Genomic DNA, 24,755 nt, shown 5'->3' with positions numbered 1-24,755 from the left:
TTGCTCGCGATGGCGGTGGGTCAGAGTTCCACGCTATCGCGGTATTCGGGCACGGACACCGACCACCCCAGTTCGTCGTGAATGCGATGGCGCAGGACATCGGAGGCGTTGGGTTCCCCATGAACGACATAGGTATGCCGTGGCGGAGTCTTGAAGCCGCGCAGCCATTGCATGATTTCGTCGGCATCGGCATGAGCGGACAACGTCTGCATCGGCACTACCTCGGCATTGATCGGCACGTCCTTGCCATGGATACGCACCGAGGGCTCACCCGCCACAATCCTGGCGCCCCGCGTACCACCCGCCTGGAACCCCGGCATCAACAAGGTGTTGATAGGGTTGGGCGCCAGGCTCTTGAGGTGGTGCAGCACCCGCCCACCGGTAGCCATGCCACTGGCGGCAATGATCACCGCCGGGGTGCGTTGCAGGTCCAAGGCCATGGAGTCCTTGGCCGAGCGAACCGGATGGGCGATGTGACACATGCCTTCGCACTCTTCCCTGGACAGCCGATGCTCAGCGCCAAAGCGCTGATACAACCGGGTGACATCGATGGCCATGGGGCTGTTGAGGTAAATCGGGATATCGGGGATGGCGTGGCGCTGTTTCAGGCGATACAGGTGATACATCAGCAGCTGTGCGCGCCCGACCGTGAAAGAAGGCACCAGGGTGATACCGCGACGCAATGCCGTGCGGGTAATGACATCGGCCAGTTGATCTTCCGGCGACTCACGCGGGTGCCGACGGTCACCGTAGGTGGATTCCACCAGCAGATAATCTGCCTGCCCGATGGTCTGCGGGGCAAACATCACCGGGTCCTCGGGCCGCCCCAGGTCGCCGGAGCACACCAGCGTCAGGCCACCGGCCTGTACCTGCACCGTGGCGGCACCGAGGATATGCCCGGCGCGGCGCAGCAATATCGTCACCCCTCGGGCAATTTCCACCGGATGTTCGAACGCGATCGGCCGCAGTAATTTCAGCGCTCGCTCGGCATTCTCGAGGGTGTACAGCGGCAACGCCGGGTCGTGTTTGGAGAATCCCTTGCGGTTAGCGTACTCGGCCTCTTCTTCCTGCAGGCGGGCACTGTCGCGCAGGAGGATTTTCACCAGTTCACAGGTCGCCGGCGAGGCATAGATCGGACCGCGATAACCATTGCGCACCAGCACCGGCAGGTAGCCGCTGTGGTCCAGGTGCGCATGGGTCAATACGATCGCGTCCAGCTCACGCATTGGCAGGTCGAACGGGTCCCAGTTGTGCAAGCGCAATTGCTTGTAGCCCTGGAACAGACCGCAATCGACCAGGATGCGCTGTTCGTCGTGCTCCAGCAGGTATTTGCTGCCGGTGACCGTGCCGGCGGCCCCGAGAAAGGTCATGCGCATGACGGTGCTCCTGAACAATCGATAGGAAGCCTATTGGTCACACTGTTTGCCCCGGCTACCGTTGATCTTTATCAACTACCCAGCGGATCACACCGCCAGAACACTGCATGACACCTGGTACAGAATGTGCTCGGTCGTGCTGCCCAGCAATCCATGCAGATCATTGTGCTGGAATCGACCCATGACGATAACGTCCACCTCATGCTCCAAGGCAAATTCACTCAGGGCCGAAACCGGATGCCCCAATAGAAAATGCCGGCGCTCAGCCGGCACACCGAACAGGCTCGCCAATTCCAGGAAGGTTTTTTCCAGGCTCCTGCGCAGCTCCTTGCTGAGCTGCGACAGCGTCAGGCCGCCACCACCCACATCCCCCAGATAGACTGACGACACCTCATAGGCGTGAACCAGATGCAGCTCGGCATCGCACTGCAGGGCCAGCCCCATTGCCTCGCGAATGATGCGGTCATTGAGCCCGCTGTTCTGGGCAAATGCACTGGAAGGGTCCACCGCCGCGACCACCTTACGCGGCAGCGCATGACCGGTGGCGCCCACCAGGTACATCGGCACCGGGCAGTTACGCAGTAGTTGCCAATCCAGCGGGGTGAAGAAAGCTCGTTTGAGCAAAGGCTCGTGCTGCACCTGTTTGATCAGCAAGTCGGGCCGGATCTGCGTGACGTGTTGCAGAATCTGCTTGCCCATCGTATGGGCCCATTCCACCTCAGTGGTGACCCGCAGACCACGGCGACGCATCTTGTCCGCCTCATCCTCCAACCAATGGCGGTGGTCCTGCAGATAGTTCTGCCGCGCCTCTTCGCGCGGCTCCTCTTCTAGCAGCGACAGGATCTCCAGTGAGGGGATCAACGCAGTGATATGCAAGTGTGCCCCGCTGGCCGCCGCCAGGGCCGCGCCGTGATGAAGGGCGGGCGAATGGCGTTGTGCCGGATTGAGGATCAGCAGCAGACGTTGGTACTGGCTCATGATGGGTCTCCAAAATCAGGCTCGATCACCACGGTGCGGTGTCGATGCCATGAGGCGTGTTGACGGTCATTGCGGCGGCGTCCAGCACCAGTTCAAGACTTCGGGCATGTCCTGCCCATGCTCGATGAGGTACAGCTGATGCTTTTCCATGGTTGCCCAGTAGCGATCCCGAGCGCGGTCCACCAGCGGCTGCAAACGTGGCACGCGCTGGATGACATCGAGCGCCAGTTGATAGCGGTCCAGGTGGTTGATGACCGCCATGTCGAACGGTGTAGTGGTGGCGCCCTCCTCCATGAAACCGCGGACATGGAAGTTATCGTGGTTGTGCCGTTTGTAGACCAGTCGATGGATCAGCGACGGATAGCCGTGGAAGGCGAAAATCACCGGCTTGTCCACGGTAAACAACCCATCGAACTCGGCGTCCGGTAACCCGTGGGCATGCTGTTGCGGTGGTTGCAGGGCCATCAGGTCCACGACATTCACCACCCGCACGCGCAGGTCGGGCACGTATTCACGCAGCAGCGTGACAGCGGCCAGGGTTTCCAAGGTCGGCACGTCACCGGCACAGGCCATCACCACGTCCGGGTCTTCGTCGTTGTGGCAGGCAAAGGCCCAGCGACCGATCCCGATCGAGCAGTGCCGAATGGCCGAATCGATGTCCAGCCACTGCCATTCTGGCTGCTTGCCGGCCACGATGACATTGATGTAATTGCGACTCTTGAGGCAGTGATCGGTAACGGACAACAGGCAATTGGCGTCTGCTGGCAGGTAGATGCGCACCACGTCGGCGCTCCTGTTCGCCACCAGGTCGATGAACCCCGGGTCCTGATGGGAAAAACCGTTGTGGTCCTGACGCCAGACATGGGACGTGAGCAGGTAATTGAGCGAAGCGACCGGCGCGCGCCATGGGATCTGGGCGGCGGTTTTGAGCCATTTGGCGTGCTGGTTGAACATCGAGTCGACGATATGGATGAACGCCTCGTAGCAGGAAAACAGCCCATGCCGGCCGCTGAGCAAATACCCTTCCAGCCAGCCTTCACACACCTGTTCACTGAGGATTTCCATCACCCGGCCTTCGCACGCCAGGTTCGTATCGCCCGCCTCCAGCGCCGCCATCCAGGCTTTTCCACTGACCTCGTACACCGCATCAAGACGATTGGAGGCGGTTTCGTCGGGGCCGAACAAGCGAAAGTTGCCTGCCAACAGGTTGTGCTTCATCACATCACGGACAAAACCGCCCAGCACCCGGGTGGCCTCTGCCTGCATGCTGCCGGGCGCGCAGAATTGCACGGCGTAGTCGGTAAACCGAGGCAACTCCAGGGGTTTGAGGAGCAGGCCGCCATTAGCGTGGGGGTTGGCGCCCAAACGTCGATGACCGGTCGGCGCCAACGCGGCAATGTCCGGCAGCAACGCACCGTTGTCGTCGAACAGTTCCTGCGGCCGGTAACTCTGCAGCCACTGTTCCAGTTGCGTCAAATGCATGGGCAGCTCGAAGTGGCTCAGCGGCACCTGGTGGGCGCGCCAGGTGCCTTCGACCGGCTGGCTATCGACAAATTTCGGACCGGTCCAGCCCTTGGGCGTGCGCAATACCAGCATCGGCCAGAGCTGACGCTCCGGCGTACGCCCTGACGAGTCCGCGCGGGCCATGCGCTGGATTTCCCGAATCTTGAGCAACATGCCGTCCAGGGTCCTGGCCAACTGCTGGTGCACTGCTTGTGGATCATCGCCTTCGACAAAATAAGGATCGTAGCCGTAGCCATACATCAGGGCCGACAGCTCGTCTTCGCTGATGCGCGAAAGCAGCGTGGGGTTGGCGATCTTGAAACCGTTGAGATGCAGGATGGGCAATACGGCGCCATCGCGCCGGGGGTTGAGGAACTTGTTGGAATGCCAGCTCGCCGCCAACGTACCGGTTTCGGCCTCACCGTCGCCGATGACGCAGGCTACGATCAGGTCCGGGTTATCGAATGCCGCCCCATAGGCATGGGCCAGGGAATACCCCAACTCCCCGCCTTCATGGATAGAGCCGGGAATCTGCGCCGAGACATGGCTGGACAACCCATAAGGCCAGGAAAATTGCCGGAACAGGCGCAGCATCCCGTTTTCGTTCTGCTCCACCGCGGGATAACACTGGGTGAAGCTGCCCTCCAGGTAACTCTGGGCGACGATGGCCGGGGCACCATGACCGGGGCCGGTAACCAGGATCATGTTCAGGTCATGGGTTTTGATCAGGTGATTGAGGTGCACGTAAATCAGATTCAACCCCGGCGTCGTGCCCCAGTGGCCGAGCAAGCGAGGTTTGACGTGCCCCTGTTGCAGCGGTTTGCGCAGCAAGGGGTTGTCCTTGAGGTAGATCTGCCCCACGGCCAGGTAATTGGACGCACGCCAGTAGGCGTCAATGCCTTCCAGTTGGTCGGGGCTGAGAAAATCGCTCATCACGTCCTCCGCAAGAAACAGGGTTGGCAGGTGGAGCACAAAAACCCGGCCGGATTCCACTTCGTCGGCTGATCGCCTTTGCCGTTCTCGAACGGCTTGCCATGCCTGATTCTGGAGCGCGGCAATGAGCGCGACTTGATTTACATCAGAACCAGGGGAGCTAAGGTCATACAAGGTGCTTGCTCGATGGTCTGGCGCCGCTCGCCAGCAGGGCGAGCGCCCGCTCACACAGGAGAATGCTCATGCGCGCCATGGTCCTGCACACGCCCGGGCAACCCTTGCAACTGGAACAACGTGCGCGACCGACGCCGGCCGCCGGGCAAATGCTGATCAAGGTGCAAGCCTGCGGTGTGTGCCGCACCGACTTGCATCTGTTTGACGGTGAACTGCCCCAGGCCCGGTTGCCGCGGGTGCCGGGCCACGAGATTGTCGGTGAAGTGATCGCCGTTGGCCCACAGGTGGCCTCGGACTGGATAGGCCAGCGCGTAGGCGTGCCCTGGCTGGGGTGGACGTGCGGTGTATGTGAGTTCTGCCGCTCGGGCCGAGAGAACCTGTGCGACCAGGCGCTGTTCACCGGTTGCCAGTTGGACGGTGGTTATGCCGATTACACCGTCGCCGATGCGCGGTTCTGCTTTCCTCTTCCTGACACGCTGGAGGCCGCCGAAGCGGCGCCCTTGCTGTGTGCCGGGTTGATCGGTTTCCGGGCCTTGCAGATGGCGCAAAACGCCCCTCACCTCGGTCTTTATGGTTTCGGCGCCGCTGCACACCTGGCGATCCAGGTCGCTGTGGGCCGGGGTCAGCAGGTCTATGCCTTCACTCGCCCCGGTGATGACAGCGGCCAGGACTATGCCCGTTCGCTGGGCGCGACCTGGGCCGGGCCATCGGATCAGGCACCTCCACACTTGCTGGACGCCAGCCTGATATTCGCCCCCGTCGGCGCCCTGGTGCCGCTGGCCTTGCAAGCCACCGCCAAAGGCGGCTGCGTGGTGTGTGCCGGCATTCACATGAGCGACATCCCAGCCTTCCCCTATCGCCTGTTATGGCAGGAGCGCAGCGTGCGCTCAGTGGCCAACCTGACTCGCGCGGACGGCGTGGCGTTTTTCGAGCAGATCCAGCGCACGCCCGTGCATTGCAACGTGACCTGCTACCCACTGGAGCAAGCCAACCAAGCCCTGGACCGCCTGAGGAGCGGCCAGGTCAACGGGGCCATCGTGCTCATCCCTTGACCGCCAGCAGACTGCCCGGCACCGAATACAGGGCCCGCTCCGTCGTACTGCCGATCAAACGCTCTAGACCGGCACGGTGCACGGTGCCCATCACCACCACGTCCACCTCGAACTCCTCGAGGAATTCATGAATCACCGGCACGGGCAGGCCGATGACGAAGTGCCGGCGCTCGGCCGGCACCTCACAATGTTCGGCGAGGTTGATGAACGCCGCATGCAACGATTCGCGCAAGGCGTCGGCAAAGTCCTCATCCCAGGCCCCGGCCAGTAATGAGGCTTCGCCGTTGAAGGCCGGCGACAGGTCGCAGGCATACAGTAGGTGCAACGAAGCATCGCATTGCCGGGCCAAGGCAGCGGCCGTCTGGACGATGCGCTCGTTCAAGGCATTGGCCTCGGGATCCGAGGGATCCACCGCAGCCACCACCCGGCGCGGCAAACCGTGCACCGCCTGGTTGACCAAATGCACGGGAACCGGGCAGTCGCGCAACAGATGACAATCCAGCGGCGTGGCGAAAACGCGCTTGAGCAAAGGTTCGAGGGTGACGTCCTTGATCAACAGGTCGGGCTGGAACTGTTCGACGTAGCGCAGAATGTCCAGCAGCGGATGAATGGTCCACACCACGTGTGTCGTCACCGCCAACCCTTCCTCCCTGAGCAGTGCGGACTCCTCCACCATCCAGCGACGGTAACGGTGCAAATAGCGCTGGATCGTCGCCTGGTCGATTTTTTCACCCCACAAGTGGGTGCGCGGTGGCGGCTGAACGAAGGCGCATAAATGCAGCTCGGCGCCACTGGCCCTGGCCAGGGCACAGGCCCGTCGCATCGCCGCGCAAGGATGCAGATCGGGTTCGACGATCAAGAGCAGGCGCTGGTATTGCCCCATCACACACCTCCATCGGGTTGTTCACCTCGGACCGGAAAGCTCGCGCCGGCGCGTTGCGGCGCGACTTGCAGCGTGCGCCCATCAACGCCCCAAGCGGTTTGATCTGAATCAACTACGGGGCAATCGACAGCTGGGCACACGAGGACTGATCCAGATCAGAATCCATCGCCGCTGTGGGCGTAGAACAGTACCGAATGCGTAGCCTTTCTTGCTGCAACGCAGCTTCGAATCCGAAGGAGGATCACATCATGCTCACTGTCAAAGACCACAACGATCGCGCCGCTGCCCTGTATGCCAGCATCAGCGGCAAGCACTGGATCCAGGCACTCAAGGACGGCCGCCATGTGTTGATCAGGCCGCTGCGCGATGAAGACCGCCAGCGCGAATATGACTTCATCAAGCGCCTGTCGCCGGAGTCCCGGCACATGCGTTTCCTGGCGCAAATCAATGAGCCAGGCACCGCCATGCTCGACCAGTTGATGGATATCGATTGCAAGACGCGCATGGCCTACATTGCCCTGGTCCATGACAACGGCCAGTTGATCGAGATCGGTGTCAGCCGCTATTGCGCGACCGGCGAACACGAATGCGAGTGCGCCGTGACCGTCGCCGATCCCTGGCAGAACCTGGGGCTGGGGACATTGTTGATGGAGCATTTGATTGATACCGCGCGGAAAAACGGCTATCGCCAGATGTACTCCATCGACGCCGCCAGCAATGCCCCCATGCGTGACCTGGCCCATAGCCTGGGGTTTGAAACCCGTTCCGACCCCGAGGACACCCGGCAGGTCATCCACCGTCTCTATCTCTAGCCACAACACTGGCGCGGGGCCGCACATCGAGGCCCCGCGCGAAGTTGCCGCCCCCTACTCCTGCGGCTTGATCGCCAACACGCTGCAGGGTGCCCGTTGCAAGATGAGTTCGGCGGTGGTGCCCAAACGCCGATCCAGGCCACGATGCTCAGTGGTGCCCATGACGATCACATCGATCTGATGATCAGCGGCGAACGTGCAGATGCCGTTCAATGGCGTGCCTTCAATGAAATGACGCTGCTGCGGCTCGACCCCATGGCGCTCGGCCAGGGACTCGAATACCTCGTGCTGCGCCTTGCCCAACGCTTCGTAGAGCCCGGTGGCCAGGGGCAGCGCGCCGATGCCCATGTCCGAGGCGTATACCGCCGTCCAGTCGAAAGCGTGTAGCAACTCGACCTGGGCGTTGCACTGTTCAGCCAGTTTCACGGCGGCGTCGACGATCTGGTCGTTGAACACCAGGTCCTGGTCTTCACTGCGCAGCACATCGACAATCGCCAGGATCCGCCGGGGCCGGGGGTGGCGGGCGTCCGTGACCAGGTGCACCGGCACCGGACAGTCACGCAGCAAGCGCCAGTCCAGCGGCGTGAAAAAGATCCGTTTCATCGCCGGTTCCGGCTGGGCGTCCTTGATGATCAGCGCCAATGGCATCTCTTTGACATATTGCTGCAAAGCTTGATAGGGATCCTTGCCCCAAACCACTTCGCAGGTCACCTCCGCTCCGTGTCGACGCGCCACCTCGGCCTGTTGCCACAGCCAATGCCGATGGGTTTCCAGGTAGCCCTCACGCGCTTGCTTGACCTGCTCCGGGGCGAAAAGACCGGCCACCGAAAGCAAGTCCAGGTAATCGATCGCAACGATGTGCAGGGGCAAATCCAGGGCCAGGGCCAGTTCGGTGGCGCGGTCGAAGGCTGGCGTACGGATCATGGCGTCAGGCGCCAATAACAACAAACGTTGAGTCTGGGACATGGAACACCTCGGCACGTGGCGGCTGCCACTTAAAGGATTGAGGGTTCCAGAATGGACGCATGCCAAGCACAGGACTTGATCTTCATCAAACTGCCATCACTCAAGCGAATCGCTGGGCCGCAAGCCCAGCCCACATTGCCAGCGTCACCAGCACCTGAGCGGGAATTACATAGGCGGCGAAACCGCGCCCGCCACTGAACCAAGCCACCGCGCATTTACTCAAGGAGTTGCTGCTCAGCGCCATCAAGACCGGCACCGCGATGCCGTCGAAGGGCAACAACCCGGCCTTCGCCAGGGAAGCGATGGAGGCTGTCGAGGCATGGGCGTCGGCCAGCCCGCTGAAAACCGCGGTCACGACCACCCCGGTCTGCCCGAACAAGTCGAGCATCGCCGACGACAGGACGGTAATCCCGGTCATCATGAGCGTCACCGTCAATGCCAATTTCAGGCTGAACGCCCCACCCGCCTTGATCGGTTCATCGGCCCGCCCCCTGGAACGAGAGAGCATCAGCATACCGCCGCAGAGCAATGTCATCAGCGTGCCGCAGAGCAAAGGCCCCCACATCCAACGCAACAGGGCGGGTTCCACGGCACTGAGGATCAGCGCCATTTGAGCCAGGGTCGCCAGGTTGGATAACACCGCGGCAGCACTCAGCACCTTGAGATGGGTTGGCTGTTTCGCGGCGATGTTTCCCATGGATGCGATGGTCACCGTGGCGGAGGCGAACCCCGAGGCAATCGCGCCGAGGGGGTAGCCGTAGCGGGTGCCGAGGGTGCGCACCGCGACATGCCCCAGCGCGCCCACGGCCATGAGCATGACCGTCAGGGTGCAAATGGTGCGCAGGTTGATTGCATTGTAAGGCCCGAGGTAACGATCCGGCGCCAGGGGTAGCACGACCAGCACGGCAATCAACAGTATCAGGCCGTCGCGCAGCTCGTCGGCGGTCAATTGGCTGCGGGCAAAGTGATGCAACGTCTGGCGGCTGGCGAGCAGCCCGGCCATCACCACACCAATCGCTATCGCCAGCGCTGGCGCGCTCACGCAGAGCGCGCCCAATGCCAACACCGCGAACAACGCCACCTCGCTGGTGATACCGGGGTCTTTGTCGAGGTTTCGCCAATACGCCGCAGTCACCACAGCTCCCAGCGCAAGCGCGATGAACCCAAGCAATAACGGGCCACCGACCCGGAACGTGACATAACCCAGCAAAGCGGTGACGGCAAAGGTACGCAGGCCGGCGAAATCACGCCTGTCGCCCTCGCCTTTGCGCCGCTCGCGCTCGAGCCCCACCAGAAGGCCGACGCCCAGTGCCGCAGCAGCATTAGCAAAGGCCAGGGCCTCGGTCATAATGATCACTCTATTGGCAAACGTGATCAGGCATTTCGTGTGGTGTCACGCGTGCAGCACCCGTCACCCCTGGTCGCGAAGGGTTGTCAACCGAGGGCCAGGCATGTGGCGCGTCGATTCGAGCCTGCAATGTATTTACAAATGCTTGAGCATCGCCCAGACGTCTGAAACCCACCTGCCAAGCGTCCAGATGCACCACCCAAAGTGGCCCTGGTTGTTGCTCTTCTATCCGAATATTCATGGCCTGCCTCCCGACGCCGGATGAGGGCGAGAGTGAACAACTTGTTGTTGCTGGTCTGGCCCTCTTCAAGGCGTGATGGCAACTTTCATCACACCATCTCGCTGGTGGGCGAACAGGTCATACGCCGCTTCGATGTCGTCAAGCTTGAAGCGATGCGTGACCAACGGTGACAGATCCACCGAGCCGCTGGCTACAACCGCCAGCAACCGGCGCATACGCTCTTTTCCGCCAGGGCAAAGAGTGGTGACGATGCTGTAGTCCCCCAGCCCCGCCGCGAAGGCAGCAAGGGGGATTTTCAGGTCGCTGGAATACACCCCAAGACTCGACAAGCGCCCGCCGGGACGCAGCACTCGCAGTGCCGACTCGAACGTTCCCTGGGTACCCAGGGCTTCGATGGCAACGTCCACTCCGCGCCCATCGGTCAATGCCATGATCTGTTCCACCACGTCGCCGTCCTTGAAATTGACGACATGAGTGGCCCCCAATCGCCGTGCCATACTCATGCGTTCGGCCACCGCGTCGACACCGATGATGATACTCGCGCCCTTGAGCCGCGCACCGGCCACTGCACACAAGCCGATGGGGCCCAGGGCAAACACCGCGACCGTATCACCGATGCTCACTTCTGCGCGCTCGGCACCGGAAAACCCGGTAGACATGATGTCGGGGCACATCAGTACCTGCTCGTCACTGAGCCCGTCTGGAATCGGGCAAAGGTTAGCCTGCGCGTCGGGGACCAGCACATACTCCGCCTGGCAACCATCGATGGTGTTGCCGAACTTCCAGCCACCGATGGCACGAAAGCCATGGCGCGTGTCCGGGCCGTCCTGGGAACCGCAGCCACACAGACAAGCGTAGCTCTGACCACTGGGGGTAATGGCGCCGGCGATCACCCGCTGACCTTCGACGAAACCGCGCACCTGGGATCCCAGCCGTTCGATGATGCCAACAGGCTCATGACCTACCGTCAGCCCCCTGGCGACCGGGTATTCACCGCGCAAGATATGCACATCGGTGCCGCAGATGGTCGTGGTGGTCACGCGCACCAGTGCATCCTGCGGCCCGACCTCGGGGATGGGTTTTTCCTCCAGCACGATTCGATTCTTTTCCACAAAAACTGCGGCTTTCATCTTGGTCATGACGAATGATCCCTTTGTCTGATGTACCTGGGTTCCAGGGTGAGAATCGAGCCTGCGCCGCTATGACGTCGGGCGGGTTGACCATGATCAAACATTGCGCTGTTGCCTCGACACATCGGTGCTGCTCCACCCTTGTGGGACGAGTTTGATACAAATCAAAGTTACCGCAGGGCGGGGCGATCAATATCAGGCTAAGACACCACGCCGAGCGAACCGTCGCCCGGTGCCAACAGGTCCTTGCCCGGGAGGTTTGTCATGTCTACGCAATCACGCTTGATGTTAGTCGTCTCGCCCCTGATGGAACACAACCCGGCCTTCGATCGGGCGGCCGCCCTGGCCAAGGCCGAAGGCGCAGCGCTGCATATAGTGGCTTTCGACTACCTTGAGGGCCTGGCCACGGCCGGCCTGGTCAATGAGCAGGCCTTGGAGGAGATGCGCCTGGGCTACATTGAACGCCATCGGCACTGGCTGGAGGAACAGGCCAGGCCACTACGCAAACTTGGCATCGAAGTCACCACAGAAGTCACTTGGGTCGAGCGGCCACTGCAGGAAATTCTGATTCACCTCAAGGAGCAGCCAATGGATGCGCTGATCAAGACGGTGTCCCCAGAATCCTGGTTCTCGCGCCTGATGTTCACGCCGCTGGACGTGCATCTGCTGCACGAGTGCGAAGTCCCGCTGCACTTCGTCAACAAAGTCAGCCACGCTCGCCCGCGCAAAATTCTTGCCGCCGTCGACCCCTTCCATCACGACGGACGTTATGAAGGCCTGAACGATCGGATCCTGAGCGAAGCCAACAAATTGGCCCTCAGCTGCGACGCAACGCTGGAAGTCATCTACGCCTATGATCTTTCGTCCATCACCGCTGCCGAATATGGTTTCGGCAATGGCTCGATGTTCTTCTCCTCGGCCCTGGCCCGACAGCTCTACGAATCCCAAGGCGCAACCTTCGATGCGTTGGCCGAACGCAACGGTATCGCCCCGGAACAGCGGCGCATGATCATGGGCGACCCGGCCAAGGTGCTGGCCAGCTACGCCGCCTCCCACGATATCGATGTCATCGTCATGGGCCGCGTGCGCTACGGCACCCTGGACAAACTGATTGGCAGCACCGTGGAGGGCCTGTTGTACAAGATGCCCTGCAGCTTGTGGGTGATTGCCCCCCAACAGATTGGCTGAAACCACGGTCATCATCGATGACCGGCCAACAATGGGCCTGTGCGCATGGGAAGCTTGATGAAGCGACCGGAGCAATCCGCGATGCCCACCGGTCCGCTGGCTTGGCACACGCAGTCCGCAGAACGGGTGCTGGGCCTATTAGAGGTCGACGAGCATGTCGGGCTGAACGAGCTCGAGGTTCAAGCTCGACTCGCGCGCACGGGCTTCAATCGCCTGCCTGCATCAGCTCGACGCCCCGCGTGGCTGCGGTTCCTGTTGCAGTTCCACAACATTCTTATTTATGTGCTGCTGGCGTGCGCAGCGATGACTGCCCTGTTGCAGCATCTGTGGGACACGGTGGTCATTCTTGCGGTGGTGCTTGCCAATGCAATCATTGGCTACGCCCAGGAAGGCAAGGCAGAACAAGCCATGGACGCCATCCGGCAGATGCTGGCACCGCGCGCAGCGGTGGTTCGTGGCGGCGAACGCTTGAGTGTCGCAGGCGAGGAGTTGGTACCAGGCGATATCGTTTTGCTGGAGGCCGGCGACAAAGTACCGGCTGATCTTCGCCTGCTGCGCACAAACAGGCTGCAGATCCAGGAAGCCATTCTGACCGGTGAATCCGCCCCCGTTGAAAAGCATACCGAACCGGTGCGACGTGAAGCGGCCCTGGGTGACCGTGCCTGCATGGCATTCAGCGGCACCCTGGTCACCTGTGGGCAGGCCTCTGGGGTCGTGGTTGCGACCGCGACATCAGCCGAAATCGGGCGCATCAGCACACTGCTGTCAGGCGTAGAGGCTCTGACGACGCCGCTGGTGCAGCAAATGCACGTTTTCGCGCGCTGGCTGACGATATTGATTCTCTCGGTCGCGGGTCTGTTACTCATCTACGGTCACTTCGTCAGGCATTACCCCTTCACCGAGATCTTCATGGTCGTGGTGGGGATGTCTGTCGCCGCGATACCCGAAGGGTTGCCCGCCGTACTCACGATTACCCTCGCGGTCGGGGTGCGGGCGATGGCCCGTCGCAATGCCATCGTCCGGCGCCTGCCGGCCATCGAAACACTGGGTTCGGTATCCGTCATCTGCACGGACAAGACCGGTACCCTCACCCGCAACGAAATGATGGTGGCGTCGGTTGTCATCAGTGACCTGACCTTCAGCGTCGACGGTGTGGGGTATCAGCCAACCGGAAACATGAACCTGGAGGATCAGTTGATTGATACCTCCAATCACCCGGCACTGGCCGAGCTCGGGCAAGCGGCCAGCCTCTGCAACGACGCCGCGCTGAGGCAGCATGAGCAAGCCTGGAAGGTCGAGGGCGATCCGATGGAGGGCGCCTTGCTGGCGTTTTGCGCAAAAGCCGGAATCGACCACGAACAAGCGCGACGCACCTGGGTTCGTACCGATGCCATACCGTTCGACGCGAAACACCGCTTCATGGCAACGCTGCACCACAACCATGAGCGGCAAGCGGCGATTTATGTCAAAGGTGCGCCCGAGCAGATCCTGGCCATGTGCACGCAACAACGCGCCAGCACCGGCGCGACTGAACGGCTCGATACCGCCTACTGGCACAAACAGGCCAATGCCATTGCCAGCAAAGGTCATCGCGTCCTGGCGTTTGCCATCAGGCCAGTACAGCCCGAACACACCGTATTGGAATTAGGTGACGTGCAAGGGACGCTGACGCTGCTTGGCCTGGTGGGAATGATCGACCCGCCCCGCGCGCAGACAAGGCAGGCCGTTGCACAGTGCCGGACGGCCGGTATTGCCGTGAAAATGATCACCGGAGACCACTCCGGCACCGCCAGCGCCATCGGTTATCAGATTGGCCTGCAAAATCCCGACAGGGTTCTGACCGGCCTCGACCTGGACACCATGAACGACGCCGTACTGAAGGAAGCGTTAAAGGAGGTGAACATCTTCGCCCGTACCAGCCCTGAACATAAGCTCAGGTTGGTGACGTTGCTGCAATCGAACGGCATGACCGTGGCAATGACTGGCGATGGCGTCAACGACGCGCCAGCACTCAAGCGCGCAGACGCCGGTATCGCCATGGGTGACAAAGGCAGTGAGGCCGCAAAAGAGGCCGCGGACCTGGTGCTGGCCGATGACAACTTCGCCTCTATCGTGGCCGCGGTGCGTGAAGGACGGACGGTCTATGACAACATCAAGAAAGTCTTGAGCTGGACATTACCCACCAACGCAGGCGAGACAATGACCCTCATCGTCGCGCTGCTGTTTGGCTTCACGCTGCCTGTGACCGCCATACAGATTTTGTGGATCAACCTGATTACCGCAGTAACTCTCGGCATCGCCCTGGCGTTCGAACCGACGGAAGAAAACAGCATGCGCCGACCTCCCCGCTCAAGGCACGAACCTTTGATCAGCGGTGCCTTGGTCTGGCACATGGTGCTGGTTTCCATTCTTTTTCTCTGCGGTGTCTACGGCATTTTTTCGTATGCGCTCGACCGCGGTTATCCAGTGGAGTTGGCCCGTACCCTTGCGGTCAACACCTTGGTCGTGATGGAAGTATTCCACCTGTTTTTCATACGCAATATCTACGGCACCTCCCTGACCTGGAGGGCTGTGCGCGGGACAAAGGTCGTGTGGCTGACCGTCATCACCGTCACGCTCTCTCAATTGGCTATCACCTACGCGCCAACCTTGCAAAAGGTGTTTGCCACGCAGCCCGTCCCTTTCATGGACGGACTGCTGGTCATCGGGATTGGTGTGGCGTTCTTTGCCCTCATCGAGATTGAAAAACAGATTCGGCTGCGTTTAACCGAATCGAAGGGTGCCACGCCCTCACTGGGATGAGCCGGCACAAAGCCCCCGACGTTGGTACATCAGCGCTTAACGCGAGTACTTTAACCAGCCTGCAAGTACAAGCGCGCCAAAGCAGACCCACCCCGAAAACAGCCATCGCCAGACCAAGGCGTGAGGAACAAAACCCACCCCCCTCACAAAGGCCACACTCATGGCAGCAAACAACACACTAGCCAGCGCGTGATCAGCTTTCCCCGCAGGGGTGGCCATCATGGGAGGGTAAAGCGTGCAGGCCAACATGATGCTCACCGCAATAATCAAACTCAGCACATGAATACGTGACGATGGATGGGCTGTGGAGAGTGGTGATGTCATAGCGGTGCCTCGCCGCTGTCACTCAAGGCTCGCCCCGCTTCGTTCTCACCCCACATCGCATTCAATATCGCCAGCAGCAACGCAAAACCGACTCCCAGCATCCAGGCGAAATACCACATGTCTTTGACTCCTTTGCAGGTACTAGTAGGCTGAATGTTCGTTGGCTTTGATCTGTGCGACGGTGACCTTGCCGCGCATGACGCGGTACGCCCAGGAGGTGTAAAGGACAATCAGTGGCATGAAGATCAACGTGGCCCAGAACATGATGGCCAGACTCAGATGACTGGAGACGCTGTCCCACACCGTGAGGCTCGCCGCAGGCATCGTTGATGACGGCATGACGAAGGGAAACATCGATACGCCTGCGGTGCTGATGACGCCGACCACCGCAAGCGATGAGGCGACAAATGCTGAAAGCGTGCGGCGCATCACCAGCAACAGCGCGGCACCGGCAGCGCCAGCCAATCCCAGCGCCGGCAGCAGCCACAGCGCGGGATAATGGCCATAGTTAGCCATCCAGGCCCCCGCCTCTCTCACGACCGATTTGTTGAGAATGTCAGGCAACCCGGCGGTATCCACCACCGACGCAATGCGATAGCCCTCAATCCATTGCAGCCAGATACCGGCAACGATGAATGAACACACCAGCACTATCGCAGCGCCCACCGCGCCTGTTATAGCCCTGGACTGAATGCCACCCTCAGTGCGATGGGCCAGGTACGTGCCGCCCTGCAGGATAATCATGGCGCTGCTTACGATGCCGGTCAGCAGCGCGAAAGGGTTGAGCAATTGCCAGAAACTGCCGGTGTACGTTGACACCAGGTATTGATCGAAGTGAAACGGTACCCCCAGCAGCAAATTGCCAAACGCGATCCCGAACACCAACGGCGGCACCGCCCCGCCGACGAAAAGCCCCCAATCCCAGGTACTGCGCCAGGCAGGGTTGTGGATCTTGCTGCGGTAGTCAAAACCCACCGGGCGGAAAAACAATGCCCAGAGAACCAGGATCATCGCCCAGTAGAATCCGCTGAATGCCGTGGCATACACCACCGGCCAGGCGGCGAACAGCGCGCCGCCGGCCGTGATGAACCAGACCTGATTCCCATCCCAATGCGGCCCCACGGTGTTGATGACAACGCGGCGCTCCATGTCATTGCGGCCAACAAACGGCAGCAGCGTACCCACGCCCATGTCGTGGCCGTCCATGATGGCGAAACCTATCAACAGGACGCCGACCAGCGCCCACCAGATAATTTTCAGGGTGAAGTAATCAAGCATGGTGCAGCTCCTTCAACTTAGCATCGTAGACATAACGGCCTGTACCCAGGCTGCCGGGCCCCTGGCGGGCGAACTTGACCATCAGGAACATTTCCACCACCAGCAGTACTGTGTAGAAAGCAACGAACCCGGCTAGCGAGCCGTACAGGTTGTTGACGCTGAGGGTGGAGACACTCATATGGGTCGGCAGTACGCCGTAGATGGTCCAGGGTTGGCGACCGTACTCGGCAACAAACCAGCCCAGTTCGCAGGCGAGCCATGGCGCAGGCAGCATGAAAAGAGCCCAGCGCAATAACCAGCGACGATGTGTAGAGCCGGACTTCAAGGTGCTCCAGAATGCCAGTCCGAAAAGCATGAGCATGGCAAAACCAAGGCCCACCATGATGCGAAATGCCCAGAACATCGGCGTCACGCGTGGAACGCTATCGTTGACGGCCGTTTCGATGATTGCCGGCGTCGCCTGGTTGACGTCCTGGACATAACGTTTGAGCAGCAAGCCAAAACCCAGATCAGCCTTATAGGCTTCGAAAGTTTTGAGTGCGACGGGATCGCCGCGATTTGCCCTCAGTGCTTCAAGGGCATTGACGGCGGTAATACCGCGGATGATCCGAGCGCGGTTTTTTTCCTTGATGTCGTGAATACCCGGAATCTGTTTGCTGACCGAGCGGGTTCCAATCAGCCCCATCAGCCAGGGCACCTCGACTTCCCAATTGTTCCTGGACTCAGCTTCATTGATGCTCGCCACCAGGGTCAGGCCGGCCGGTGCAGGTTTTGTCTCCCACATGGCTTCCATGGCGGCCATTTTGGTTTGCTGCGCTTCGCCCACCGTGTAGCCGGACTCATCCCCCAGCACTATCACGCTCAAGACAGAGGCCAGCCCGAAAGCCGCCGCCACCCGAAAGCTGCGCTTGGCAAACTCGACGTCACGACGCTTGAGCAAATACCAACTGGAAATCGACAATACAAACATCGAGCCCGTGACATAACCCGCCGAAACGGTATGCACGAACTTGGCTTGGGCCACCGGATTGAAAACCACTGTCCAGAAATCGACCATTTCCATGCGCATGGTGATATAGCTGAATTCTGAACCCACCGGATTCTGCATCCATCCGTTGGCAATCAGGATCCACAGTGCTGACAGGTTCGTACCGATCGCCATCAGCAATGTGACCAGCAAGTGATGCTGCTTCTTCAGACGGTCCCAACCAAAAAAGAACAGGCCGATCATGGTGGACTCGAGAAAGAACGCCATCAGGCCCTCAATCGCCAGCGGGGCGCCGAAGATGTCCCCGACGTAGTGCGAGTAGTACGCCCAGTTGGTACCGAACTGAAATTCCAGCGTGATCCCTGTCGTCACCCCCAGGGCGAAGTTGATGCCGAACAGCTTGCCCCAGAATCGCGTCATGTCTTTCCAGATGACATTGCCGGTCATGACATAGACGCTTTCCATAATGACCAGCAGCCACACCATGCCCACGGTGAGCGGTACAAAAAGAAAGTGATAAAGCGCAGTGGCTGCAAATTGCAGCCGTGACAGGTCCACCAGTTGTTCTGAAATCACTTGCTTGCCCCTTGAGCCGAGGTGGGTACGCCGAACCGTTCGCCGATGGTGTTCGAGTCGACGCTGACGCGCGAATCCCGGACGAACACCCACCACAGCACTGTCAGCACAATCAGCTTGATCAGTACTGCCGTGAGCAAATGGCGCCGTAGTCGTTTATCGGAAATAGTCATGACGGGGCATTAGCACGCGTCATGCCAAAGGCGGGAAAACCAGTTTTTATCCCTATATAACAATCAGTTATGCGTACTCACCCAGCTCGCCGGGTATTCGGAAAGGAAAAAAGTCCTGCCAGGTGGCAGTCAATGGCAGTCAGGGCTGACGGCCTTCAGGACAAACCTTGTTCTTTCAGTCGTCGGTACAACGTGCGTTCACTCACACCCAAGTGTTCAGCCAGTTCGCTGCGAGTGCCTTTAAAAGTTGCCAGCACCTGCGCCAATGTCCTGCTGTCGAGCACTGGCGTAGCCGATGGGGTAGGCACCGCAGCGGCCTGGGGCAATTGCACCGAGTGAATCACGCCGTCATCGGCGAACAGGCTGGCCCTTTCCAGGACATTACGCAGCTCACGGATATTGCCCGGCCAGGAAAACTGCTGCAGCTGCTTCAAGGCAGCGGAATCGATAGTCAGCCGGCGTTTGCCTCTACCGGCACGTTGCAGAAACGAGTTCACCAGCAAGCCGATGTCTTCCACCCGGTTACGCAAGGGGGGTAAGTGAATGGGAAACACACTGATGCGGTAGTACAGGTCCTGCCTGAACTCACCACTTTCCACCATTTTCTCTAACGGTTTGTGAGTCGCCGCCACCAACCTGAAGTTGGCATGCTGGGTCTCGACACTGCCAACACGGCGATAGGTTCCAGATTCAATCAACCGCAGCAGTTTCACCTGCATGGTCAGCGGAACATCACCGATCTCATCGAGAAACAACGTACCGCCCTGGGCCGTTTCAACCAGACCCGGCTTGCGCATTGTGGCGCCGGTGAACGCGCCTTTTTCATGGCCGAACAGCTCGCTCTCGAATAACGTTTCGGTCAACCCGGAGCAATCGACCACCACAAAGGGTCCGGTGGCGCGGTCACTGGTTTCATGAACAGCCCTGGCGAACAGTTCCTTGCCTGTGCCGGACTCGCCCAGCAGCAACACCGGCAACATCGATGGCGCGACGCGCTGCAGTTGCGACAGTGCCTGGTTGAAGGCCGGTGAATGGCCCACCAAGCCCTCATTGCTAGGCCTGGCTGACGCGCTGCGCACCAGGGTCAAACGTTCCACGTAAGCGGTGATGTCGCCGTGCTCATCCAGGATCGGGCGCAGCTCCACATCAACGTGCTCAGGCCCACGGGGGGTGTGGTGGATGTGCAAGACCCGATCCGGGCCACGCATTTCCCTGGCCTTTTTCATCGGACAATGCTCACCGGCCTGGTCACAAGGGACATCGTAGTGATGGGAGATCCGATAGCACTTATGGCCGATAAACGATTTGTCGGCACTGCCGAACTGACGCAGGTAAGCCGTGTTCGCTGCCAGGATGTTGTAATCGGGATCAAGCACGATCATCGGATGTGGTTCGTGCTCGAGAAACGAGACCAGGGACTGCACCTGGTCCGGATGCGGAAGGTGTTCTTGGATGGGCGGCAGGATGTTGGTCATCGCGGCTCCGGTGCATTGTCCTGGCTAAAATTGACACTGCCACTATGCCAATAAAAACTGCCAGTGGCAGTAACCTTGTATCAACCCGGGTAAACACATCGCCAAAAATTCAATTTAAAACCAATAAAATCAATAAGTTGAGCACAAACAAAAATTTGATCCTGGCATGGCAGACTTATTGCTCTGTGTATTCTCTGAGCGGCTAGAGTCCCAGAGGAGGCAGGTCATGACCGTAAAATTGCACGTCGAAGGGTTCTTCGATCCTGAGACCCACACTGTCAGTTATCTTGTGCTGGATGAATCGACCGGTTATTGCGCCCTGGTCGACAGTGTCCTGGATTACGACCCAAAGTCGGGTCGTACCACGACGTCCTCTGCCGACAAGTTGATGGCCCGGGTGGCCGCGTTGAACGCGACGGTCCAATGGATTCTCGAAACCCACGTCCATGCCGACCACCTCACCGCCGCACCGTACTTGAAGGAAAAGCTCGGCGGCAAAATCGGTATCGGCAGCCACATTGCCGCTGTGCAGGAAGTCTTTGGCAGCCTGTTCAATATCGGTGCAGAGATGGCCCGCGATGGCAGCCAGTTCGATCACCTGTTTGTCGACGACGAACCTTTCATGATCGGCGCACTGCAATGCCGCGCGCTGCATACACCGGGCCATACCCCGGCCTGCATGACGTACGTCATCAGCGACGGCCTGGAAACGGCTGCATTCATCGGTGACACATTGTTCATGCCCGACTACGGTACCGCGCGATGCGATTTCCCGGGTGGGGACGCCCGCGCGTTGTTTCAATCCATCAACAAGGTATTGAGCCTGCCGGCCAACACCGTGCTCTACACCTGCCACGATTACCAGCCCGGTGGCCGCGAGGTGCAGTTTGCCAGCACGGTGGCCGAACAACGCGCCGACAATGTCCACGTGCGTAACGGCATCAGTGAGCAAGCCTTTGTCGCGATGCGCACCAAGCGTGACGCATCGATGGACATGCCGACGCTGATTCTGCCCTCGGTGCAAGTCAACATGCGCGCCGGCCACTTTCCCGAGCCCGAATCCAACGGCACGCGCTATCTCAAGATCCCGCTCAACGTGCTCTGACGCCCCCTATAAGAAAAACTTCCCGATCGGAGACAGTTATGGACATCCGCCACCTTGCGCCCGGCTTATCGGTTTCAGAGCAGATTTTTCCCAATCAGTTGAATGAACTCAAAAATGCCGGCTTTCGCGCCATCATTTGTAACCGCCCGGACGGTGAAGGCAGCGATCAGCCGTTGTTTGCCGAGATCAAACGTGTGGCCCAAGCGATAGGTATTGAAGCCCACTATCTGCCCGCCGAGTCCGGCAAGGTCACGGACGAACAAGGCGTAGCGTTCGGCAAGTTGCTTGAATCCGTGCCAAAACCGATATTGGCCTATTGCCGTTCCGGCATGCGCTCGACAACGATGTGGGCATTGTCGCAAGCCGAGCACCAGCCTTTGCCACAGATCGTCGAAACCGCCAAAAAAGCCGGGTTCGACATGAAAGGCGTCATTCGTCGCATTGCCAATAAAGGCCGCACGCCTGTCGAAGTGGCCGAGGCCGAACACGCCGTGGTGATTATCGGTGGCGGCGCCGCAGGCATCGCGACGGCATCGAGTTTATTGGCTCGCGAACCAGGACTCGACATTGCCATCATCGATCCGGCGGATGTGCACTACTACCAACCTGGCTGGACGCTGGTCGGCGGCGGGGTCTTCGAAGCCTCCCAAACAGCCCACACGATGGGCGCGACCATTCCCCGCGGCGTGCACTGGATCAAGTCTGCGGTAGCGGCTTTCGAACCGGATCGAAACGCCGTCATTCTCGACGGCTGCAGAGTCGTCCGCTACGAGCAACTGATCGTGTGCCCTGGCCTCAAACTCAACTGGCACGCCATTGAAGGGTTGTCGGACACCCTGGGGCGAAACGGAGTGACGTCCAACTACCTGTACCACCTGGCGCCCTATACCTGGGAACTGGTGCGACAACTGCGCGGTGGACAAGCCGTGTTCACACAACCGCCCATGCCGATCAAGTGTGCGGGAGCGCCGCAAAAAGCCATGTACTTGTCTGCCGATCATTGGCGGCGCGAAGGCGTGCTGGGGGATATCGAGATCGATTTCTGCAGTGCCGCGACGGTGCTGTTCGGTGTTCCCGACTACGTGCCCGCGCTAATGAAGTACATCCACGCCTACGGCATCGACTTGAATTTCGGTGACACCCTGACAAGCGTCAATGGCCCCGAGCGCACGGCCACCTTCAGTTGCGTCAGGCCTGACGGCAGCACCCACAGTGTCACCCGCGACTTCGACCTGCTTCATGTCGTGCCACCACAGGTTGCGCCGGACTTCATTCGTGTCAGCCCCCTCGCGGATGCGGCAGGATGGCTTGACGTCGATCCCGCGACCCTGCGCCACAAAGGCTGGGCCAATATCCACGCGCTGGGAGACGCGGCCAATACCAGCAACGCCAAAACGGCGGCAGCGGCACGCAAGCAGGCCCCCGTGGTCGCCCATAACGTTCTGGCGGCGATGGGCAAGGCCGAGGGTTGTGCCCAATACGACGGCTACGGTTCCTGCCCGCTGACGGTGGAACGGGGCAAGATCGTCCTCGCAGAATTCACCTACGGCGGTAAGGTGGCCCCCAGTTTCCCGTCCTGGCTGATTGACGGAACCCGCCCCTCGCGGCTGGCGTGGCTGCTCAAAGAGCGGATTCTGCCGCCCCTGTATTGGAGGGGAATGCTCAAGGGCCATGAGTGGCTGGCAAAACCCGAGCTGGCGGACTTATGAAAACGGACTTGAACGCCAGGAGAACCAGATGATGAGCGTCTTGCTACTGGGCTTCACCGTGGGCGTGATTCTGGCGCTGACCGGCGCGGGCGGAGGCATACTCGCGGTCCCGTTCCTGGTGTTTGGCGTGGGATTGAGCATGGCCGAAGCCGGGCCTATTGGTTTACTCGCCGTGGGCTTAGCCGCCACCCTGGGCGCCGTGATGGGGCTCAGGAACGGTATCGTACGCTATAAGGCCGCACTCCTGACCGCTGGGGCGGGGATCGTCTGCTCCCCCGTCGGCCTGTGGTTGGCTCAACGTACTCCCAACGCGCCCTTGACGATCATGTTTGCCCTTTTGCTGATGTACGTGGCTTGGCGGGCCTTTCAAAAATCACGGCCTGCGCGCGCCGGAGCAAAGGCATCTGGCAGGGGCAAGCCACCGCCCTGTGTCCTGGATGAGCACCGCGGCAAGCTGAACTGGACCGGCCCATGTGCCTGGGCACTCACCTTTTCAGGCGTGGTCGCAGGGGTGCTTTCCGGCTTGCTCGGGGTCGGCGGTGGTTTCGTCATGGTCCCGGCGCTCCAGCGCTACACCAATTTGACCACGCAGTCGGTGCTCGCCACGTCGCTGACGGTGATTGCACTGGTTTCCATGTCGGGGGTTGTGGCGAGTTCGGCGGCCGGTCACTTGCAATGGGCGGTAGCCGTGCCATTTTCCATTGGCGCACTCAGCGGCATGCTTGGCGGGCGTCTGATCGCGGCCAGGCTGCCGGAACCCTACTTACAGAAAGGCTTTGCCCTGGTTTCTACGCTGGTGGCAGTGGCCCTGCTGGTAAAAGCCCTGGGTTGACCCCTGTAGTGGAATATCAACGATTGTGTACCGGAGAACACTCATGAATGTTGACTGGCTCAACTTCACACCTTGGTCATCCCTCGCCGGCGGCATGTTGATCGGCCTGGCGGCCAGCCTGTTCGTCGTCGCCAATGGGCGTATCGCTGGCATCAGTGGGCTGATCGGCAGCCTTTTGCAGCGCGGCGGCGAAGGCGTGGGCGAGAAAGCGCTGTTCCTTCTGGGCCTGCTGGTCGCACCGCTCTTATGGGGACTGTTTGCCACCTTGCCGCCGATTGAGTTCCACAGCGGCTGGCTCGGGCTGGTCGTCGCCGGCCTGTTGGTGGGTATCGGCACCCGTTATGGCTCGGGTTGCACCAGTGGCCATGGCGTGTGCGGCCTATCGCGCCTGTCGCCGCGCTCGATGATCGCCACGGCATGCTTCATGTTCAGCGGTTTCGCGACAGTCTTTGTCCTGCGTCATGTGATGGGGGTTTGAACATGCTCAAACTGACTGCATTCATCGCCGGCCTGCTCTTTGGCCTCGGTCTGCTCCTGGCAGGCATGGCCAACCCGGGGAAAGTGCTGGCCTTTCTGGATTTGGCCGGTGCCTGGGACCCTTCCCTGGCGTTGGTGATGATCGGTGCGATTGGCATTGCCATCGGCCCGCTTACCTGGGCACGCCGGCAATCGCGTTCAGTGCTGGGAAGCCCTATGCAACTACCGGTCAAACGTGAGCTGGACCCACGCCTGATCGGCGGCAGCCTGGTGTTCGGCATCGGCTGGGGCATAGCCGGTATCTGTCCTGGCCCTGCCGTGGCCATCCTGCTGACCGGACACTGGCAAATCATTGTGTTCATGCTGGCCATGTTGGCGGGCATGTTGTTGTTCACGGCGCTGGAGACCCGGCGCCCCCATTGATCGGGAGAT

General features: G+C 60.4%; 22 protein-coding genes. 9 read left to right on the top strand and 13 right to left on the bottom strand.

What is annotated here, in order from left to right; genetic code table 11:
- Positions 1-20: 20 nt before the first annotated feature.
- The 3 genes from SGN16_RS12615 to SGN16_RS12605 all read right to left on the bottom strand — a co-directional run bounded on the left by SGN16_RS12615 (position 21) and on the right by SGN16_RS12605 (position 4,790).
- The gene (locus SGN16_RS12615; RefSeq protein ID WP_335944217.1) at positions 21-1,376 is read right to left on the bottom strand and encodes an MBL fold metallo-hydrolase; all 1,356 of its coding nucleotides are present in this window, start codon (positions 1,374-1,376) and stop codon (positions 21-23) included.
- 87 nt (positions 1,377-1,463) lie between these two features.
- Positions 1,464-2,354, bottom strand: coding sequence for a universal stress protein (locus tag SGN16_RS12610; protein ID WP_210644465.1), 891 nt, complete (start codon positions 2,352-2,354; stop codon positions 1,464-1,466).
- A 66-nt stretch (positions 2,355-2,420) separates the two neighbouring features.
- Entirely contained in the window at positions 2,421-4,790 is a 2,370-nt protein-coding gene (locus tag SGN16_RS12605; protein ID WP_335944216.1) for a phosphoketolase family protein, read from the bottom strand.
- A 242-nt stretch (positions 4,791-5,032) separates the two neighbouring features.
- Here SGN16_RS12605 and SGN16_RS12600 point away from each other — a divergent pair, with 242 nt between their 5' ends.
- On the top strand, positions 5,033-6,016 hold the full coding sequence (locus tag SGN16_RS12600) for a zinc-dependent alcohol dehydrogenase family protein (protein WP_335944215.1): 984 nt from the start codon (positions 5,033-5,035) through the stop codon (positions 6,014-6,016).
- On the opposite strand, the gene SGN16_RS12595 is transcribed toward SGN16_RS12600, so the two are convergent.
- The gene (locus tag SGN16_RS12595; protein WP_210644460.1) at positions 6,006-6,899 is read right to left on the bottom strand and encodes a universal stress protein; all 894 of its coding nucleotides are present in this window, start codon (positions 6,897-6,899) and stop codon (positions 6,006-6,008) included. The genes SGN16_RS12600 and SGN16_RS12595 overlap by 11 nt on opposite strands.
- Positions 6,900-7,147: 248 nt before the next feature.
- Between SGN16_RS12595 and SGN16_RS12590 the strand changes: the two genes are divergently transcribed.
- The gene (locus SGN16_RS12590) at positions 7,148-7,711 is read left to right on the top strand and encodes a GNAT family N-acetyltransferase (RefSeq protein ID WP_335944214.1); all 564 of its coding nucleotides are present in this window, start codon (positions 7,148-7,150) and stop codon (positions 7,709-7,711) included.
- Between the two features lie 54 nt (positions 7,712-7,765).
- On the opposite strand, the gene SGN16_RS12585 is transcribed toward SGN16_RS12590, so the two are convergent.
- The 3 genes from SGN16_RS12585 to SGN16_RS12575 all read right to left on the bottom strand — a co-directional run bounded on the left by SGN16_RS12585 (position 7,766) and on the right by SGN16_RS12575 (position 11,405).
- A complete protein-coding gene (locus SGN16_RS12585; RefSeq protein WP_335944213.1) occupies positions 7,766-8,677 on the bottom strand; it encodes a universal stress protein in 912 nt (303 codons plus the stop codon).
- A 100-nt stretch (positions 8,678-8,777) separates the two neighbouring features.
- The gene (locus SGN16_RS12580; protein ID WP_335944212.1) at positions 8,778-10,025 is read right to left on the bottom strand and encodes a DUF4010 domain-containing protein; all 1,248 of its coding nucleotides are present in this window, start codon (positions 10,023-10,025) and stop codon (positions 8,778-8,780) included.
- 306 nt (positions 10,026-10,331) lie between these two features.
- Positions 10,332-11,405, bottom strand: a complete 1,074-nt coding sequence (locus SGN16_RS12575) for an NAD(P)-dependent alcohol dehydrogenase (protein WP_335944211.1) — start codon at positions 11,403-11,405, stop codon at positions 10,332-10,334.
- Positions 11,406-11,660: 255 nt separating this feature from the next.
- Between SGN16_RS12575 and SGN16_RS12570 the strand changes: the two genes are divergently transcribed.
- Positions 11,661-12,584: a universal stress protein gene (locus tag SGN16_RS12570; protein ID WP_210644452.1), complete on the top strand. Its 924-nt coding sequence runs from the start codon at positions 11,661-11,663 to the stop codon at positions 12,582-12,584.
- Positions 12,585-12,641: 57 nt separating this feature from the next.
- On the top strand, positions 12,642-15,386 hold the full coding sequence (locus SGN16_RS12565) for a cation-transporting P-type ATPase (RefSeq protein WP_335944210.1): 2,745 nt from the start codon (positions 12,642-12,644) through the stop codon (positions 15,384-15,386).
- A 36-nt stretch (positions 15,387-15,422) separates the two neighbouring features.
- Here SGN16_RS12565 and SGN16_RS12560 read toward each other — a convergent pair whose 3' ends face one another.
- The 6 genes from SGN16_RS12560 to SGN16_RS12535 all read right to left on the bottom strand — a co-directional run bounded on the left by SGN16_RS12560 (position 15,423) and on the right by SGN16_RS12535 (position 20,200).
- A complete protein-coding gene (locus SGN16_RS12560) occupies positions 15,423-15,710 on the bottom strand; it encodes a cyd operon YbgE family protein (RefSeq protein WP_335944209.1) in 288 nt (95 codons plus the stop codon).
- A complete protein-coding gene (cydX, locus tag SGN16_RS12555; RefSeq protein WP_335944208.1) occupies positions 15,707-15,829 on the bottom strand; it encodes a cytochrome bd-I oxidase subunit CydX in 123 nt (40 codons plus the stop codon). Before cydX ends, SGN16_RS12560 begins: the two co-directional genes overlap by 4 nt.
- 22 nt (positions 15,830-15,851) lie before the next feature.
- On the bottom strand, positions 15,852-16,988 hold the full coding sequence (cydB, locus tag SGN16_RS12550) for a cytochrome d ubiquinol oxidase subunit II (protein ID WP_335944207.1): 1,137 nt from the start codon (positions 16,986-16,988) through the stop codon (positions 15,852-15,854).
- Positions 16,981-18,552: a cytochrome ubiquinol oxidase subunit I gene (locus SGN16_RS12545; protein WP_335944206.1), complete on the bottom strand. Its 1,572-nt coding sequence runs from the start codon at positions 18,550-18,552 to the stop codon at positions 16,981-16,983. The genes cydB and SGN16_RS12545 overlap by 8 nt, the downstream gene beginning before the upstream one ends.
- Complete coding sequence (gene cydP, locus SGN16_RS12540; protein WP_178084266.1) at positions 18,549-18,725, bottom strand: cytochrome oxidase putative small subunit CydP; 177 nt, start codon at positions 18,723-18,725, stop codon at positions 18,549-18,551. Before cydP ends, SGN16_RS12545 begins: the two co-directional genes overlap by 4 nt.
- Positions 18,726-18,880: 155 nt before the next feature.
- Positions 18,881-20,200, bottom strand: a complete 1,320-nt coding sequence (locus SGN16_RS12535) for a sigma 54-interacting transcriptional regulator (RefSeq protein WP_210644448.1) — start codon at positions 20,198-20,200, stop codon at positions 18,881-18,883.
- A gap of 226 nt (positions 20,201-20,426) precedes the next feature.
- Here SGN16_RS12535 and SGN16_RS12530 point away from each other — a divergent pair, with 226 nt between their 5' ends.
- The 5 genes from SGN16_RS12530 to SGN16_RS12510 are packed head-to-tail and all read left to right on the top strand — an operon-like array spanning position 20,427 to position 24,746.
- Positions 20,427-21,305 carry an MBL fold metallo-hydrolase gene (locus tag SGN16_RS12530; protein WP_335944205.1) on the top strand — a complete coding sequence of 293 codons (879 nt, stop codon included), beginning with the start codon at positions 20,427-20,429 and terminating at the stop codon, positions 21,303-21,305.
- Positions 21,306-21,343: 38 nt separating this feature from the next.
- Complete coding sequence (locus SGN16_RS12525) at positions 21,344-23,014, top strand: bifunctional protein tyrosine phosphatase family protein/NAD(P)/FAD-dependent oxidoreductase (protein WP_210644445.1); 1,671 nt, start codon at positions 21,344-21,346, stop codon at positions 23,012-23,014.
- Between the two features lie 28 nt (positions 23,015-23,042).
- A complete protein-coding gene (locus SGN16_RS12520) occupies positions 23,043-23,846 on the top strand; it encodes a sulfite exporter TauE/SafE family protein (RefSeq protein WP_335944292.1) in 804 nt (267 codons plus the stop codon).
- A gap of 43 nt (positions 23,847-23,889) precedes the next feature.
- Positions 23,890-24,324, top strand: a complete 435-nt coding sequence (locus tag SGN16_RS12515; RefSeq protein WP_210644441.1) for a YeeE/YedE family protein — start codon at positions 23,890-23,892, stop codon at positions 24,322-24,324.
- A 2-nt stretch (positions 24,325-24,326) separates the two neighbouring features.
- A complete protein-coding gene (locus tag SGN16_RS12510; protein ID WP_335944204.1) occupies positions 24,327-24,746 on the top strand; it encodes a DUF6691 family protein in 420 nt (139 codons plus the stop codon).
- The last annotated feature ends 9 nt before the right edge of the window (positions 24,747-24,755 follow it).

Origin of the sequence: Pseudomonas sp. G166 (assembly GCF_037027455.2) — a bacterium.
Lineage (GTDB): Bacteria > Pseudomonadota > Gammaproteobacteria > Pseudomonadales > Pseudomonadaceae > Aquipseudomonas.
Note: the sequence above shows the minus strand (reverse complement) of the source record. Positions and strands in the feature narration are given on the sequence as shown.